This is a genomic window from Aliirhizobium wenxiniae (assembly GCF_014201355.1).
Taxonomy (GTDB): Bacteria; Pseudomonadota; Alphaproteobacteria; order Rhizobiales; family Rhizobiaceae; genus Neorhizobium; species Neorhizobium wenxiniae.
In genome coordinates this window covers 276,266-290,054 of the sequence record NZ_JACHEG010000006.1, presented here as the reverse complement: position 1 = coordinate 290,054, position 13,789 = coordinate 276,266, and the positions used below count along the sequence as shown (strand labels likewise).

Genomic DNA, 13,789 nt, shown 5'->3' with positions numbered 1-13,789 from the left:
AGGTCGGCATTTGCGACGCTGATTTCAATATGGGCGTTGAATTCCTAGTGCTAGGCGAGCGATGACGCTGTGTCAGAGGTAGCCACTAGGCGAGGGAAGCATCCGTCAATTGATCAGTAACAATGACTTAATTATGTTTGGGATCACATGGTTTACCCTCCTGTTGACTTCTTCGCTTTCCAAGGCAGCGTTTACGCCAGTATTATCAAACATTTCACGTCTCTGGCCCGAAGTACCGGGACTTTCGGGGGGACGTGCATGTTGCAGAGATTTATTCGTGATCGTGCAGGAAATTTCGGGATCATAAGTGCACTGCTTATGGTTCCGCTCATTGGGGCGGCTGGCCTTGCTATCGATCTGACGAATGCGATGACGGCGAAAGCTACACTTCAGGCGGCGGCTGACGCAGCAGCATTGGGCGCTATCGCCGAGAGATCACCCGGCGCGGTCAAAGCAATGTTGATGACGAGCAACGGCAGCGTGCAGGCCGGCATCGAAGATGCAAAAAAAGTTTTCGACTCGCAAATTGCTGCCGCAGGCTATCAGCTTCAGAGTAGCTCCGCATCCGTCGTGCGGAACGACAATGAACTGACAGCAGTATTCAACTACTCAGCGACAATTCCAACCACGTTGATGCGAGTCCTTGGCCAGCAAGAAATAACAGTAGCTGGTCAGGCTTCGGCTGTTTTCCAGACGCAGACGTTTCGGGACTTCTACCTCCTATTGGACAACACGCCATCTATGGGTGTTGGCGCCACAACGGCCGATATCAACAAAATGGTAGCGAACACGTCGGACAAATGCGCCTTCGCCTGCCACATTGTTAATAATGGCAAGGAGGACAGTGGTAGTTACTACAATCTCGCAAAGAAACTTGGCGTTACGATCCGGATCAACGTCGTAGCCAAGGCAACAGCAACGCTCATGGACACGGCGATTTCGACACGAGCTAGCCCCAACCAGTTCCGCATGGCGGTCTACACATTTGGACAGAAGGCCGAGGATACCAAGCTGTTGGAGGTGACGTCCCTCACCGACGACCTCGCCGCTGCCAAAGGCAAGGCGTCACTGATAGATTTAATGTCCATCCCATATCAGGGTTACAATAACGACCAGCAAACCGACTTCGATCTTTCATTCAAGAGCATTGGCGAGAAGATGGGGTCACCCGGCACTGGCCTAAGCGCTGCGAGCCCGGAAAAGATCCTGTTCTTCGTATCGGACGGGGTTGGCGATAGCAAAAAGCCCAATGGCTGCACAAAAATGCTTACCGGAAGCCGGTGCCAGGAGCCGATCGACGTAAAGGCCTGCACCGCGCTTAAGCAGAAGGGATACAAGATCGCTGTTTTGTATACGACCTATTTGCCATTGCCGACAAACAGCTGGTACAACTCATGGATCAAGCCATTTCAAAGTGAGATTTCAACCAAGATGGCGGAGTGCGCTACTGCCGGTTACTTCTTTGAGGTTAGCCCATCGCAGGGCATTTCCGAAGCAATGAATGCTCTTTTTCTCAAGATCGTGTCCTCGCCGCGCCTCACCAGTTGAACGCGTGAAGGAAGTCGCTGCATACCGGCGATGATCAAAGCTGATCTACTGCATGAAAAGGTTGGAACATTCCATCCGTTTCTCGATGATGATGGTCGTATCGGCTGCAGATTCCATAACGGCAGCTTATGCCGCTCCATCGATCGGCGCGTTTAAGGGATCGATGTTTCAGTTGCTCAGAGGATCTGATGAGCAGGTCGATGGCTCGATTCCGCTCAAGACCGGAGCTCGTGTCGTCCGTTTTCAAGAAAGTTCTGGAGCGTAGTCGGAGTAAGAGTGTCGGCCTACCATGCCGTCTCCGCTGATCTTCAAACCATAAGGAAGTCCGCGGAACAATTCTGAACCTCGGCAGTTCTTCCATTGCATTCGAACCGGGTGCAAGAATCTGGAGTAAGACTATGAAAAAAATCGCTTTTAGCGTTGCCGCCGTTCTTCTCTCGACCTCTGCTGCCTTTGCTCAGAGCGAAACGCCGAAGACCTCGCAGACGACCCCTGCGGTCTCGACTTCAGGTGAGCAGAACCCGGGCGCACCTGTTGCTGGCAAGAATAGCTTTACCGAAGCTCAGGCTAAGTCGCGCATCGAGGAAGCTGGCTATACCGAGGTGTCCGGCTTGAAGCTGGATGACCAGGGTATCTGGCGCGCGATGGGCACCAAAGACGGCAAGCACGGAACTGTCGCGCTCGACTTCCAGGGCAACATTACGATGGCGCAGTAAGCCAGAACCTTAAAACTAAGAACAAGATAACGAGGAAACTCCCATGCGTACGATCACAGGTCTCTACGACTCCTACGACGATGCCCACTTCGCCGTGAAGGCTCTTGAAGACGCAGGTGTGCCGTCCGATCACATCAGCATCATTTCAAACAAGGACGGTAAAGAGGACATCGAAGGTCAGGGCAACAACGCTGCCGAAGGCGCGGGTACTGGCGCGGGGATCGGAGCCGTCGCCGGTGGTGCTGGAGGGCTGCTAACGGGTCTCGGTATGTTAGCAATCCCAGGCGTAGGTCCTGTCGTGGCCGCTGGTTGGCTCGCGGCAACCGCAGCAGGTGCAGTCGCAGGTGCAGTCGCCGGCGGAGCTGTTGGCGGCATCGTCGGTGCGATGATCGAATCCGGCGTCAAAGAAGAAGATGCGCACGTCTATGCTGAGGGTGTCCGTCGCGGGGGCGCAGTCGTCGCGGCGAAGGTTCAGGACGACAAGGTTGCCGCTTCGGAGGCTATCCTTCGCAGCTCTCGTTCCGTCGATCTCACCGCGCGCCGCCAGGACTACACAACTGAAGGCTGGAACCGTTTCGACGACACCGCCGATCCCTACACCCAAGATCAGATCGCTGCTGAGCGGGCCCGCTATCGCACCGCTCCGCGCGTCTGACGCCTGCCATGTTGTAACGCCATCAGAGGCCACCCCATGGGGTGGCCTCTTCGTATTCGGGCACTGGGGGAAAGTGGTCACCTGTGATGGGTAGGCGGTGAGTATATATCTCGGCTCAGTTTCAAAAAGTGCGTCGGACCGTGTCAAACCAGTCAGTGTTGATTTCCACTGAGAGCTGACCCGGCGGGGATGCGGATAAAAACTTGGACTGATTTTGACGTTATGGCCGAGACTTCTGCGATCCTCGATCGGGCTGAGCGACCCCAATGACAATTTGATACGCTTCTCATCGTACCATCGAATGTAACGATCAACCTAGCGGACAAACTGCTCGATTATTACTAAAAAGGATATCCGGCTGGGACGGAAGATCGATGGATACTTACGAGCCGTTAATACGGCTGCTGCATCAACTTCGCGATAAGAACGTCAAACCAAAACTCGATGTTGAACAGCGCAGAGCCAAAGTCGACGCAACACTCGAAAGGCTTTGGACGGTCGGGCGGCTGGAGAAGCATAAAGATCAGTGATTTTGGCTCTTCAGACTGTCAGCGAACGAAAATGATAGATCGAGCGCCACACCGCCCGTGAAGAATGAAGGAACGGCTTCTTCGTCGCGGAGACATCGAGCGTACGGCGACAGGTGGCGCAGTGTGCCGTCGACCGTAACGCGGTAGTCGATCCTGCCCATATTCCCGCCCAGGATGGACGCATGAAGCGAGGGTGCCACTCGCTCGCGATCTGCCTCCCCAACATCAATCCAATGACCTCTTCGATCTCCGCGCCTTCCGCTAGTCTTCCATCGGGTATTCCGTGAATACGCGCATAGATTTCATCGCCGAACAGAATGTTTTCTGGAACATTCCATGTAAACAGCGCGAGGCATGGTGGTTGGATTTTCGAAATAACCTGCGGAAACATGACAGCGCGCGCCCTCTACCCACGGCGGTGCGGCTCTTGCTGGCGGCTTCCTTTTGCAGCCCTCAGTATGTGTATTTTAGATAACCATCATCGCCTCGAAAAGGTTGCTGTACGCGCCTATCCACATTGACCGCGCGGTGCCCATGCGAATGTCCGCGCGCGTATCGAAAATCTCAGGGTGTCAGGTGAGACGTCTCGAATATGCAAACGCCTATCCGGTACGTCTGATGGCACATACCGTTCGAGCCTGACTTTTCCGGCGTCGTCGATGATGCAAATTGCCACTTAGCGCAATGACACGTCTAAGGCAGCGTAGAACATCGTCATCTCCCTTATCTCGGTTGCACCGGGATTGTACTGCTTGCCTCTTGCGGGGCCGCCCGATTACGCATGGTTTTGGCCGAAAGCGCACCCCACCGCCCTGACATCGATCGGGAGAAATGCGCGAAACTGACAATCAATGATGGCTCGAATAGCGTCTGTAAGGCAGCGAATTTTCCATTATGGAGGCAGCCTTGTCAGACAATCGAATAGCCGTCGCCGGAGCGACCGGACGGATCGGAACCGCACTTATTGCTCAATTGGTAGAAGCGCCCGTTGAAGTTGTCGCACTCACCAGAGATGTGAACACTGATCGACTTCCCGCTGACCTGCGGCGTCGAGCTGTCGATTTCGCCGATCAGGCAACGCTTGAAGGTGCAATGCAAGGAGCCAGCCGGTTGTTTCTTGCGCATGGAACTTCACCGCAGCAGACCGAAAACGAGATTGCGCTTATCGATGCGGCGGTGAGAGCTGGTGTGTCTCACATCGTCAAAGTATCCGCGATGGGGCCAGCGTCAAAACTTCATCCGTTCGACTGGCACATGAAGATCGAAGCCCATCTGGCGACCTATGACATCGGATACACGGTTTTGCGGGCTAGCACCTTCGTGGACATCCTTACTCGCGATGCTATCTCCGTCGCGTCAGGAACTTGGGGTGGCTCATCGAAAGAGGGTCGCGTTAATCTTGTTGACACGCGGGACGTCGCGGACGTGGCGTTCAAGGCCTTGCTGGATAACCATCATGTTGATGCACAACGCGCTTTTCATCTGACCGGACCTGCTGCCGTCACAATGACCGAAATTGCTGAAGAGCTAACGGGTCTGCTTGACCGCAAGGTCACCTATGAACATCGGACGCCCGAGGCGCAACGCGAACATCTCATTCAGATCGGTTGGACAGAGATGACGGCCAACATGCGCCTCGGTCTTGAACGGATTTTCCGCGAATCGGTTCTCTCCGAGACGACAGACACGTACAAAATGTTCACTGGACAGGAGCCACGATCGGTCGCGAATTGGCTTGCCGATAACATCGACGCATTTCAGCCGGGTCGGTATGCTCTGGATGCTCGTGGACGCGCATAGTCAAACGAAACGCAGCCCGCCGTGTGGTTCTAGCAGTCTTCAAGAATAGGGATTGCAAGCCAAAGGCGCGTCAGAGGCGGCGGAAGAAACACGTGAGACCAGATCGTCGGCTAACACCCACCGCCCTGGCATCAAAAGCCCCGCTACAACTTCGTGGAAGTAGCGGGGCTCGCCTTATTCTCGGTGTGTACGCAACAAGAATCTGGCGGCTATAAAATAGGAAAGGTAGCAAAAGGTTCCGCTGACGTGGCCGATCTCGCAGTGTGTCGGCGTCAAGCTCAACGTATTGCGCCAAAGTGGTATCTTCAACAAAACGAGACGTGCGATCCTGTGCCACTATAGATGCCCGCTATGGCGCGTATTTCGAGCGTCGCTGCAGCTTCTATTGGCTCTGTGTGCGCGGCAACATTTTCCGCGATATGGTCGATGAGTTCTTTAATGGTGATACCCTGATAAATGATAGGGAAGAGGCATACTAAGCAGCGTGGACAATTTCGCTCATTTGCGCAATCTGTTGTCTCGGTATCAATTGGGTGCCGAAACCGCTTCGGTTGCTGCGGCACCATGTCAATTCCGTGGATAAACCGTAGTCGGAAGGGGACCGGCCTCCATCGCACCCAGATCGTTGATATAGCTGGCATGCTCTGCGGAGAAAGAGTACGACACCGTACACGCAAATTGCCCCTAGGGTGGTTCCGAAGGCGAGCAAAGACTGCAAGTCAGAGGCGCACCAAAAGCGCCTTACAACTATGAGGTCGCAAAAATTGACGTTTCTCCATCCGCTGAGACCGTACGAGGGGGTCCCCTGTCAGACGCGTGACATCTCAACCTTAAGTCTTGGAGTTGCTGTGGCATCATTAGCTTCAAAGAAACCAGATAGCGATTGATGACAACCATATCGCGCCGAACGTCGTGAGAGTTGCCACGAAGGTAAACAGCAAAAGGCTGAAAAAGAGTTCTCGTCGTGATGATTGCTTCATACGCTTGGGGTACCGGTCAGTCGGTCACGGCGCAAGATTGGCTATTCGACCGCCGTGACACGGGCCATGTATTCGTCCACTGGCTTGACGGTCTGGGCTCAGGTCGTTTGAGGTAAAAAGAAAATCCAGAACCCGGCAATCGCGATCAGAAGCACTATGCCGAGCAAGAGCACGACCAAACCGCGCCCGTACCCTTTTTGCGGTGGGATGTCGTTATCCATCCTTATGTGCCGACACTGATACCATAGACCGCGATACCAATCCAAACGAGAGCGGCGATGACTGCTAAGATCGCGAGGAGTGTCAGAGTGGACCTCCCGAAGACGGCTTTCTGCTTCTGATCTTTCATCGGTTCGGCGTGGTTTTGAAGGCTCGGTTCGTCCTGTGGGCGCATTTTGATTTCTCCTTATCAAGGGAGAACAATGCGCGATCGGAAATCGTTCCTTATACCCACAGCCCTAGACATCACTCGATCATGCCAGCGTCTCGTTCGTCGGCTTCAGCGATACGGTGCATCAGGAGGAAAATATCTTCCTCGATATCAGACGCGAGACCGATTTCGATTTCATGCGCAGCAAGCAAGGTTCTTCGGACAAGGTCTGCACGTACGGATCGGCTCCCGCTATAGAGTGTTGAACGGTCTTCGAGTAGGTGGGTCAAGTTCTGGTTGAGAAAGCGCTTCATGCCGCATCCCTCCTTATGCAGGCGGGAGCAAAGCGTAACTCTCAGTCGCCGACGCCTACCTCTTCGGTTGCCGACGATTGTTCAAGCATACGCGCTTTCAACGGAGAGTCGAATCCCACCGCGGTGACATCTTCCTCTTCGAGCCAGTGTCGCGGAACTATTCTCAGCGGGCAAGGTTCGGGGCATGTAGGGTCAGGTGAGGAAAACAAATAATGATGAAAATTCTCGCGGTAACAGCGCTGTCTATCGGTCTGGCAACATCAGTGATGGCTCAGACTTCCGGTGGTGGAAACAACAGCGGAAATGGCGGTAACAGCAGCGGAACCAGCAGCGACAGCAACTCCTCCGGTAGCAATAATTCTGGTGGCAGCAATAGTGGCGGCAATCAGGGCGCTGATCAGGGTAGCTCGAACACTAACTGCGGTGCTCCCGGCGGTACACAGGGTGCCGCGCAGTCCGATCAGAACAATAACACCAGCACAAACCCGGGCGCCGGGACAGCTGGAACATCCTGCTAACTCAGCTCGAAAGCACAAGAGAGGGCTCCGTTTATACGGGGCTTTTTCTATGAAGGGATTGCCCACCACGCATCGTCCTTCGCATCCTTGACCGCTCTTCTTGCATCCATCAGATCAGTGACCAGTACTTGTCTTTTGAAATCTGGAAGCTGGGTTGCTTAGCCTCCAAAGCCGACCCCGCAGCGGCCGTCCGGTGTCCGAGGTGGCTTGGTTTCGCTGCTTAAACGCGATCCAGAGTTTGAATGGTCTGGCCTAGCACACCGCGTGCCCCTTGAGCTGCGACCACATCACTTTCGCGCACCCAAACCTTGCCGTCTACATCCTCGCAACGCCGTATGATCGTCGCCGCAAGGTCGCGATAGAACTCGGCGTAGCGGACGAGCCGCCTCAGCGTTTTCTCCGGCGGAGGCGCCGTGGCCTTCATTGCTTCGCAGGTGACTATGACTAGCCAGACGGAATATCCATCGGTCACGGCGATCCGCCCGTCCTCGAAAATAGATAAACGGTGCGGGTTCACACAGACGGATTTCAGTTTCCTCCTGCGTTTCAGCCAGCCTTTTTCTTTTTAAGATCCGCCTCAACGCTTTTGCGTAGGGCGTCCATTATGTTCACGACGTTCGAAGCTGGTGCGGCATCCGCCTTTTTTACCCTTCGCGGCCATCTTCGGCTTGAGCTGTTTTTTCTTTTGCTCGATCAGAGCATGGAGCGCGATCCTGGATTGGACCGCTGACCGTGTCTGGCGACCAACGCGTCGTCTTTTGTTTGATAAGCCTCTGGACGAGGGGGATCAGTTCCTTGTTGGCCTCCGCCTCGATATCCTCGAAGTAGTTCTCCTCCGCTCGCACCAGTCGGGGCCCCTAGGAGGTGACGATTTCAGGAGCGCCAGACAAGGCTCAATCCGGTCCGGCAGTGGATCGAATGGCAGGTTTGGTTGAGCGGGGTCGCGCGGGCGACGCAGCTGCGACAGCGCAACTTGGTCGCTCTGCAGCAGTGGGTTGGAGCGACGCTTTTGGTACTGACGCATTTACAAAACTCCTGTCACTCGCACACGATTCAAGTTAGCCGAGGGAAAACAGTTCCGGTCCGCCGTGCAGCTCGGCCTGATGTGGCGCGTTCCGTCCGTGTCCAGGGCCTTTCGAGCTCTTTAGCTGTGGACATCCTCGCCTCTAAGGCTCGTAGATTGCGGTTGATGCTGACAGTTCGCTCAAAGTGGAGAAATGCTTTGTCTATCAACTAAACGAGGACTGCTATGACGACAACAAACGAAATCGCCGACAAGATCGCATCCGACAATAGCCTGACAAAAGCCCAGGGCAAAGCAATTGTCGAGGCGGTGTTCGCCGCAATCACCTCAGCAGCGGTGTCGGGCGCTGAGACGTCCATCCCTGGATTTGGCAAATTCAAGGTTAAAGACACACCGGAGCGTGAAGCTCGCAATCCAGCGACCGGAGCAACAATCAAAGTTGCTGCTGGGAAGAAATTGGCCTTCTCGCCAGCCAAGGCGCTCAAGGACACGCTCAACAAATAAGTAGGCGGCGGCCACGCATTGAAGCTTAGGCCGCCATCTCTTCTTTTGCTTCAGTTTAATATCAAGCGAAACAGCGTGGCCGGCGGTTCATATCCGTTCAAGACCTTAGACCGGCGATCAATGCGGACCGAGTTCGCGCCCGCCCGCCGTTTACCAACGAAGCAAAGGGCGCGAGAAAGTCAATCCAAGCATACCGCACAGAGCGATCCCCAAAGTATACCAGAGTGCGACGAAAGGGAGCCCGTTTTCGATGCAGCCCCAGGAATAGGTCCAAGCGCCTCCCGAGCCTGCTACCAATCCAGCGATCAAGCCCGCCAAAGGCAGGTTGGTTGGCGCGCTTCGGCGCAGGAAGAAAACAATTACGGCAAAAACGGGAAGCGCTGCTGCAACAATGATGAACGGGCAGATCCAGGCGGAAATTCCGAAAATCAGTCTCGGATAGTCTTCGGCAGGCGCCACGCGGAGCTGCCACATTCCGAGTGCTACGAGTACGAGATAGAGGGCGAGCGATGCGAGGCCTGCCTTTCTTGGTCGGCCTCCGGGGCGAGCAACCACCATCAGCGCTGTTATACCAATGACGGTCAAGGCAAGCGGATAGATCGATTTCACCCAGAAGGCAGGTAGATGGATGGCTGTGGCCAGATCGGGCCGCGGGCCATGTCCGAACAGGATCATCGCGGCCGACAAAGCGAGGCCGGGGATAAGAACAAAAAACAGCAGACGCCCCAGCGCGCCGCGCGGCACCGGCCGCAGATCACTTGCCAGCCTGTTGATCAGATCATCCGTCTTCACTGCGTTCGCCTCTCAGTTTCGCGGCCATCGCCTGAATGCCCCTGAAAACATTGATCTTGACCGCCGCCTCGCTGCGTCCGCTCCTCATTGCCGTATCGGCCACCGAATGTCCCTCCAGCCTGACCTGGCGGATCATCTCGCCTTGCCACGCGGGCAAGCTTGCCAGCAGCCGATTGACATCCATGCCGGCCGAGACGGCGTCCTCGCGGTATTCGTCGGCCATGTCCTCCAGCATCTCCATGCCTACATTCTGCCTGTCGCCCGACCGGCGGAAGTGATCCACCAGTTTGTGGCGGGCGATGGTGAAGAACCAGGCGGTGAAGGGCCGTCCACGATCATAGGTGATCCGCCGCTGGTGCAGCGCCAGCAAGGTGTCCTGAACCAGATCGTCCACGTCCGCGGGCGCCGAGCGGGCAAGCCGCCGACCGTAATAGTTCACGAGCAGGTGCCTCAGCATGTCGAGCAGGCAGCGGTAGGCCGGCTCGTTCCCGTCGAGGGACGAGAGCATCAGGGCTTTCAGCTCGGGCTCGGTCAGTTGCTTCATGTTATCGAAGCCTCATACGCAGGCAGCGTGAAACCGTTACATGCCGCTCGAAATAAAAGCGAGACAGCTGCTGCTATCACATGGGCGTGATTATCGGAATGATGCCTGTAACCGATCCTGGCTGGCAGCGAATGAGCCTTCCGTAACGCCCACCGCAACACTGCGGCGAGCAGATGAAAAACGGGAGAACCAACATGGCCAATCGTTCATACGCTATCGCAGCCGGTGCAATCCTTTTCGGCCTCTGTGTTGCGGTCGGCAGCGCCAGCGCGCAGACCAGCACGGACAGCATGAGCAAGCCTGACAGCATGAAATCGGGCACGATGAAAACGGACACCATGAAGTCCGATCCGATGAAGACCGACAGCATGAAGATCGGCAAGAAAGCCGACTGCACGCACAAGGCCGGCATGGAGAAGGACAGCATGAGGAAGGCCGAGATGATGAAGCGTTGCGACGCGATGAAATAAGCTGGGTGCGCCCTCGCGGATGAGACTTCGGCGAGGGCGCACCGTACAGCATGAAGACCATCTGCCCGGAGGCCACTCATGGAAAACATCGATGCGCTAACCCACGGGATCGGCGGCAGGCGCGTGCTGATCCGCCGGCACAGCCTGACGGTGCGCCTGTCGCACTGGCTGAACGTCCTTTGCATGACGGTATTGCTGTTCAGCGGCTTGCAGATTTTCAACGCGCATCCGGCCCTGTACTGGGGTCAGTATGGCGCCGACAACGATCCGTCCGTCCTGTCGATGGAGGCGGTCGAAGAAGGGGATGCCATCAAGGGTAAGACCCGGATCGGCGGCTTGTCCTTCGATACCACCGGCGTCCTCGGCATCTCGAATGTCGACGGCGAGGCGACGGCGCGTGGTTTCCCTGCCTGGATCACGTTGCCGAGCTATCAGGACCTCGCGACTGGCCGGCGCTGGCATTTCTTCTTTGCCTGGCTTTTCGTCATCAACGGCCTGATCTACATGGCCTATGGGGTCATTGCCCGTCATTTTCTACGGGATCTTCTGCCCGCGCAGGCCGAACTTACGCCGGGCAATCTTCGGCACGAAATCGTCGATCATGCACGCCTGCGTTTTCCAAAGGGCGAAAAGGCCCGGCATTACAATGCGCTGCAAAAGCTCACCTATCTCTTCGTCATTTTCCTTCTCCTGCCGGTGATGATCGCAACCGGTCTCACCATGTCGCCCGGCTTCGACGCCTTCGCGCCTTGGTTGATCGATCTCTTTGGCGGCCGGCAGTCGGCCCGCACGCTGCATTTCATCACTGCCAGCGCGCTGGTCGCCTTCGTCGTCGTGCATGTAGCGATGGTTCTGGTGTCCGGCCTCTTCAACAATATGCGCTCGATGATCACCGGCCGTTATGCCATCGATATCGACGACCTGACGGAGGTAAAGCCATGAGCCGCATCATCACTCGCCGTCGGTTCCTGATCGGCTCGACGCTCACCGCCTCGGCACTCGGTCTCAGCGGCTGTGATGCGCTGGTTGAAAGCCCGAAGGTCCAGTCGATTCTGAAGATCGCCGAGGGCATGACGATGAAGACACAGCGCGCCCTGATTGGCGACGACACTTTGGCGCGAGAGTTCACCATGGCCGACATCTCGCCGACCTTCCGTGCCAACGGCACAAGCATGCCTGACGGCGCGCAATATCAGGATCTGCTCAGCCGGAAGTTCTCGACATGGCAACTGGAGGTCGGCGGTCTTGTGGAGCGGCCGACAAAATTGTCGCTTGCGGCGTTGAAGGCGATGCCGTCGCGTACGCAGATTACCCGCCACGACTGCGTCGAGGGCTGGAGCGCCATCGGGCAGTGGACCGGCGTGCCGCTCGGCGCCGTTCTCAACAAGGTCGGCCTCAAGCCGGAGGCGCGCTACGTCGCCTTCCACTGCGCCGACGAATACGAAAAGACGCTCGATGGCAGCGGCTGGTATTACGAGAGCATAGACTTGGTCGATGCCTTCCACCCCCAGACCATCCTCGCCCATTCGATGAACGGCCGTGATCTGGAGGTTCCACACGGTGCGCCGCTACGGCTAAGGGTCGAACGGCAGCTTGGTTACAAACAGGCCAAATACCTGATGCGCATCGAAGCTGTTGCAGATCTGTCCGGCCTTTATGGCGGCAATGGCGGCTTCTGGGAAGACCGCGGCTACGAATGGTACGCCGGGATCTGAGAGTTCGTGGGGCAGGCCGCGAAGGCTTTGTCCCACGATGCCGGCGGATTTTCATCCCGCATTCGCTGGTGATTGAAACGACAGGGTTTTTCAACAAGGAAAAAGACTATGTCATCTATTTACAAGGCCGGTTTTCCGGTGCTCGCCGGCATGCTGATCGCAGCCACGGTCGGCTTCTCCGCCCACGCTGCCGACCAGATCCGTGTCCGCGGCACCGTCGAAAGCCTTGACGGCTCGACCCTCGCAGTCAAGACCCGCGAAGGCACGGATGCTAAGATCATGCTCAAGGATGGCTGGAAGGTTTCGAGCGTCGCCAAAGCTTCGGTCAACGACATCAAGGAAGGTGATTTCGTCGGCATCGCCTCGTTGCCGACTGCCGATGGCGGCAACGGTGCTCTTGAGGTTCTGATCTTCCCGGCCGCCATGAAGGGTACCGGTGAAGGCAGCTATGCCTGGGATCTGAAACCCAACAGCTCGATGACCAACGCCACGGTCGCCAATGCCGTGAAGTCGGTCGATGGCCATACGCTGACCGTGACCTACAAGGGCGGAGAAAAGAAGATTTCGATCCCGGAGGGCACGCCGGTTGTTACGTTCGCTCCGGCCGAAGTGTCGGATCTGAAGAGCGGTGCAACTGTCTTCGTCCCTTCCGAAAAGGCATCGGACGGTTCAATTTCCACCTCACGCGTCGTCGTCGGAACCAACGGCATCGTTCCTCCGATGTGAGCATTTGGCAAAAGTTGCACGTTCCGGCGATGGAAGGCCGGAGCGTGTCTTCACGTTTCGGGAAATTCCAGCTTTCTCACATCATAGCCAAGCTCGCTCGCCTTTCGAACCATTGTGTGAAGTTTGGCTTTGGAAGGGACAGTGCGTGCATATATCCAAAGATTGGTCATGTCCGGATCGGCACTGATGAACCAGCTCTTGTCCGGTGATTTGTAAAGTACCCAGTAGTTGAAGGTGATCAGCAGAGGATAACGAACACGCATCTTCGCCTTTTCGCTGTCAAAGTCGACTATGCGGCCTGTTCCTCGGATAGTCTTCAATCGACCCTTTGGATTTCCGACGCGGCAACCATCTTCGACAAGCACTTCATTAGGTGATTTGCCGCGGCGATAGGTCGAATAACCGGCGACACAGCCGTTTGTCAGCCACATTGGCCGACGGCCTATCTCGAGCCATGTCCCGCGATAATGGTCAGCGCCGACCTTGACCACTTCAAGCTCAGCTGCCGCAGTGGTGTGCGGTACAAGTGTTCCGGCGAGCCAGAGAACGCCGACAAGGCATTTCCAAAGGTTCTTCATGTCAT

At 56.2% G+C, this 13,789-nt stretch carries 16 protein-coding genes and 3 pseudogenes; 11 read left to right on the top strand and 8 right to left on the bottom strand.

Features of this window, described 5'->3' with window-relative positions; all coding sequences use genetic code 11:
* The first annotated feature begins 258 nt into the window (after window positions 1–258).
* The 3 genes from HNQ72_RS22825 to HNQ72_RS22815 all read left to right on the top strand — a co-directional run bounded on the left by HNQ72_RS22825 (window position 259) and on the right by HNQ72_RS22815 (window position 2,919).
* Window positions 259–1,548 (top strand): TadE/TadG family type IV pilus assembly protein, encoded by a 1,290-nt coding sequence (locus HNQ72_RS22825; protein ID WP_183995571.1) that lies wholly within the window; start codon window positions 259–261, stop codon window positions 1,546–1,548.
* A 398-nt stretch (window positions 1,549–1,946) separates the two neighbouring features.
* Complete coding sequence (locus tag HNQ72_RS22820; RefSeq protein WP_183995569.1) at window positions 1,947–2,264, top strand: PepSY domain-containing protein; 318 nt, start codon at window positions 1,947–1,949, stop codon at window positions 2,262–2,264.
* A gap of 43 nt (window positions 2,265–2,307) precedes the next feature.
* Entirely contained in the window at window positions 2,308–2,919 is a 612-nt protein-coding gene (locus tag HNQ72_RS22815; RefSeq protein ID WP_183995567.1) for a general stress protein, read from the top strand.
* A 225-nt stretch (window positions 2,920–3,144) separates the two neighbouring features.
* Here the strand turns inward: HNQ72_RS22815 and HNQ72_RS31125 are convergent.
* Window positions 3,145–3,261 (bottom strand): annotated as a pseudogene (locus HNQ72_RS31125) (IS3 family transposase); the annotation flags it as partial.
* A 32-nt stretch (window positions 3,262–3,293) separates the two neighbouring features.
* Here HNQ72_RS31125 and HNQ72_RS22810 point away from each other — a divergent pair.
* The gene (locus HNQ72_RS22810; protein WP_183995565.1) at window positions 3,294–3,449 is read left to right on the top strand and encodes a hypothetical protein; all 156 of its coding nucleotides are present in this window, start codon (window positions 3,294–3,296) and stop codon (window positions 3,447–3,449) included.
* Between the two features lie 894 nt (window positions 3,450–4,343).
* Window positions 4,344–5,249, top strand: coding sequence for an NmrA family NAD(P)-binding protein (locus tag HNQ72_RS22805; protein ID WP_183995563.1), 906 nt, complete (start codon window positions 4,344–4,346; stop codon window positions 5,247–5,249).
* 1,445 nt (window positions 5,250–6,694) lie between these two features.
* On the opposite strand, the gene HNQ72_RS22800 is transcribed toward HNQ72_RS22805, so the two are convergent.
* Window positions 6,695–6,913 carry a hypothetical protein gene (locus tag HNQ72_RS22800; protein WP_183995561.1) on the bottom strand — a complete coding sequence of 73 codons (219 nt, stop codon included), beginning with the start codon at window positions 6,911–6,913 and terminating at the stop codon, window positions 6,695–6,697.
* A gap of 212 nt (window positions 6,914–7,125) precedes the next feature.
* On the opposite strand from HNQ72_RS22800, the gene HNQ72_RS22795 reads away from it, so the two are divergent.
* Window positions 7,126–7,431: an oxidoreductase gene (locus HNQ72_RS22795; protein ID WP_183995559.1), complete on the top strand. Its 306-nt coding sequence runs from the start codon at window positions 7,126–7,128 to the stop codon at window positions 7,429–7,431.
* 220 nt (window positions 7,432–7,651) lie between these two features.
* Here HNQ72_RS22795 and HNQ72_RS22790 read toward each other — a convergent pair whose 3' ends face one another.
* The 3 genes and pseudogenes from HNQ72_RS22790 to HNQ72_RS30690 form a co-directional block, all read right to left on the bottom strand.
* The gene (locus tag HNQ72_RS22790) at window positions 7,652–7,903 is read right to left on the bottom strand and encodes a hypothetical protein (protein ID WP_183995557.1); all 252 of its coding nucleotides are present in this window, start codon (window positions 7,901–7,903) and stop codon (window positions 7,652–7,654) included.
* A 74-nt stretch (window positions 7,904–7,977) separates the two neighbouring features.
* A pseudogene (locus HNQ72_RS30695) lies at window positions 7,978–8,276 on the bottom strand (non-homologous end joining protein Ku); the annotation flags it as partial.
* A pseudogene (locus HNQ72_RS30690) lies at window positions 8,276–8,455 on the bottom strand (non-homologous end-joining DNA ligase); the annotation flags it as partial. The pseudogenes HNQ72_RS30695 and HNQ72_RS30690, both read right to left, overlap by 1 nt.
* A gap of 225 nt (window positions 8,456–8,680) precedes the next feature.
* On the opposite strand from HNQ72_RS30690, the gene HNQ72_RS22785 reads away from it, so the two are divergent.
* Window positions 8,681–8,959, top strand: coding sequence for an HU family DNA-binding protein (locus HNQ72_RS22785; protein ID WP_183995555.1), 279 nt, complete (start codon window positions 8,681–8,683; stop codon window positions 8,957–8,959).
* 150 nt (window positions 8,960–9,109) lie between these two features.
* Here the strand turns inward: HNQ72_RS22785 and HNQ72_RS22780 are convergent, their stop codons facing one another.
* Both HNQ72_RS22780 and HNQ72_RS22775 read right to left on the bottom strand, forming a co-directional pair.
* Complete coding sequence (locus HNQ72_RS22780) at window positions 9,110–9,751, bottom strand: NrsF family protein (RefSeq protein ID WP_183995553.1); 642 nt, start codon at window positions 9,749–9,751, stop codon at window positions 9,110–9,112.
* On the bottom strand, window positions 9,738–10,295 hold the full coding sequence (locus HNQ72_RS22775) for a sigma-70 family RNA polymerase sigma factor (protein WP_183995551.1): 558 nt from the start codon (window positions 10,293–10,295) through the stop codon (window positions 9,738–9,740). Before HNQ72_RS22775 ends, HNQ72_RS22780 begins: the two co-directional genes overlap by 14 nt.
* A 194-nt stretch (window positions 10,296–10,489) precedes the next feature.
* Here HNQ72_RS22775 and HNQ72_RS22770 point away from each other — a divergent pair, with 194 nt between their 5' ends.
* The 4 genes from HNQ72_RS22770 (at window position 10,490) to HNQ72_RS22755 (ending at window position 13,206) form a co-directional block, all read left to right on the top strand.
* Window positions 10,490–10,765: a pentapeptide MXKDX repeat protein gene (locus tag HNQ72_RS22770; protein WP_183995549.1), complete on the top strand. Its 276-nt coding sequence runs from the start codon at window positions 10,490–10,492 to the stop codon at window positions 10,763–10,765.
* A 78-nt stretch (window positions 10,766–10,843) separates the two neighbouring features.
* Window positions 10,844–11,707, top strand: coding sequence for a cytochrome b/b6 domain-containing protein (locus HNQ72_RS22765; protein ID WP_183995547.1), 864 nt, complete (start codon window positions 10,844–10,846; stop codon window positions 11,705–11,707).
* Complete coding sequence (locus tag HNQ72_RS22760; RefSeq protein ID WP_183995545.1) at window positions 11,704–12,480, top strand: molybdopterin-binding protein; 777 nt, start codon at window positions 11,704–11,706, stop codon at window positions 12,478–12,480. The genes HNQ72_RS22765 and HNQ72_RS22760 overlap by 4 nt, the downstream gene beginning before the upstream one ends.
* 108 nt (window positions 12,481–12,588) lie before the next feature.
* Window positions 12,589–13,206 (top strand): hypothetical protein, encoded by a 618-nt coding sequence (locus HNQ72_RS22755; protein WP_183995543.1) that lies wholly within the window; start codon window positions 12,589–12,591, stop codon window positions 13,204–13,206.
* A 50-nt stretch (window positions 13,207–13,256) separates the two neighbouring features.
* Here HNQ72_RS22755 and HNQ72_RS22750 read toward each other — a convergent pair whose 3' ends face one another.
* A complete protein-coding gene (locus tag HNQ72_RS22750; protein ID WP_183995541.1) occupies window positions 13,257–13,784 on the bottom strand; it encodes a lipocalin family protein in 528 nt (175 codons plus the stop codon).
* Between the last annotated feature and the right edge of the window lie 5 nt (window positions 13,785–13,789).